The sequence below is a fragment of the Methanobrevibacter sp. genome (genome assembly GCF_045116495.1).
GTDB lineage: Archaea > Methanobacteriota > Methanobacteria > Methanobacteriales > Methanobacteriaceae > Methanocatella.
The window spans coordinates 1-2,099 of record NZ_JBGULU010000176.1 but is presented as its reverse complement, the minus strand read 5'-3'; the positions used below and the strand labels follow the sequence as shown (position 1 = coordinate 2,099).

Genomic DNA, 2,099 nt, shown 5'->3' with positions numbered 1-2,099 from the left:
ATTCTTCTGGTTGTTTATTGCTCCGCCATAAATCTTTGCCGAATTTTGTGAAAGCCTTGAATCTTCAATAGTCATTTCACACCATGTTATAATCGCACCGCCGTTGATGCCTCCGGTGTTTTGTAAAAATTCACTGCCCAGGATGAGTATTTCACCTTCCCTTGAGTATATTGCACCGCCGTCATCGGCATTATTTTTCATAAATAGTGCTTTTAGGATTTTAATATTGCCGTCATATGTATTCAGGGCTCCACCATCTTTTTTGGCAGTGTTATCCTCAAATCTGGAATTTTCAATTCTCAAATCGCCTCTATTGAAGAGAGAGCCTCCGTCAAATGCGCTGTTTTTGTTAAATTCACAGTCTTCAATTAGAAGACTTCCTTTCTGTATGTTTACAACACCGCCGTCCTTTCGTGCAGTGTTATCGGAAAAAATGCTGTTTTTAAATGAGAGGTTTCCCCAGTTGATGACTGCTCCGCCATCACCTTTTGATGAATTATTTATGATATCTGAATCTTTTATTTCCAGATTTGCATCCTTTTCATTGTTTATGACGCCTCCGTCACCATCGGAAAAATTGGATTCGAACAGACATCCGATAAAGAGAAGTTCACCAAAGTTAAGAACTGCACCGCCGCTTGCTGAAGTTGAATTGGATTTGAATAGGGTGTTTTCAACCAGCAATCTTGCTTCCTTTTCGTTTCTCAATGCTCCTGCATTTTCATCGGAGTGGTTATTTATGAACTTTGAGTTATCTATTGAAAGCTTGCCGCTGTTCGCTATTGTAGATTTTTCATTTGAATTCAGGCTGAATTCACATCCCGTAATCTCAAATTCATTATCGTTTGATATCAATGACCTGTTTTTTGATAAGTTATTTATGAACCTGCAGTTTTCAAGTTTCACCTGACCGTTATTGTTTATCAGGCTCTTATTATATGACGGATGATTGTTGATGAATCTGCAGTTTATGAATGTGGTTCGGGCATCATTTTCAAATATGGAGCTGTCATGTGTGATTGCATTTTTAAATGTAATGTTTTTAAAAACAACATTTGAATTTTTAAGATTGAAAAGTCCGGCCCTGTCATCACCATCTATTGAAAATCCCCTGCCATCAATAGTCAGTGACTCTATATCGGTTATTTCGATTCCGTCTTTTAAATTCAGGTCATGTCTATAGTCGAATCTGATGTCACAATTTAGAATAATTTTACGGTTTTTCGGGATTTCATCGGCCAAACGAGAGAAAGATATGGATTCATGATATTCATCGCCTACATCAAAGACATTTTCATCTTTGAAGATGCCTGAAATCTTTCTTGAGTTGAAAATGTCCTGGCTGATTCTTGATGAGTTATTTTTAAATTCGTTGTTTTTCAATATCAGTGCGTTCTTATTGCATATTGCTCCTCCATATGCCCTGGATGTGTTGTTTTCAAACAGACAATCATAAACCTCAAGTTCTGACTTGTTTAAAATCGCACCGCCGTCATCATCGCATTCATTGTCAGCAAACTCGCAGTTTTCTATCTTCAAGCTTGATGAGGTGATTGTCCGTATTGCAGATCCTCCGGTGGTGTGGCTGTATAAATCATTGATAAGATTGGCGTTTTTAAAACGGATGTTTTTTAATGTGACGTTTTTACCGGTAATGTGGAAAATGGCTGTTCTTTTTGCTCCGTCAATGTAGTGGCCGTTTCCGTCAACTGTCACATCGCTTCTGGATATTTCCATTCCACCTTCATAAAAGTCAAGCTCACAGTTTTCAAGTCGGATGTTGTTTTCAAGTCTGATTATCTTATCCTCTGACTGGTTGATTCTTCTTTCAAGCCAGTTAAAGCTGAATTCCTTATCACACGGTTCGTCCATTACTGCAATGGTTCCGCTGTTGTTAATAAGTTCCGGGCTATATTTCCAGATGTCCATATGTTCCCTGTTCAGTATGGTTTTGTCTTCAAGTACAGGTTCCTTTAGACGCATATATGTTTCGTTGTAGATATTTACCGCCTGAACGATTGCCGCTTTATTGTTTTTGAATTCAACCTTTTCGAGACTGAATGATTCCCCGTTGTTGTAGACGTTTGTTATCATCACAT

At 38.1% G+C, this 2,099-nt stretch carries 1 protein-coding gene; it reads right to left on the bottom strand.

Features of this window, described 5'->3' with window-relative positions; genetic code table 11:
* Positions 1 to 2,099 (bottom strand): right-handed parallel beta-helix repeat-containing protein (locus ACJMLH_RS09500; RefSeq protein WP_405277067.1); only part of this gene is annotated, 2,099 nt, incomplete at both ends.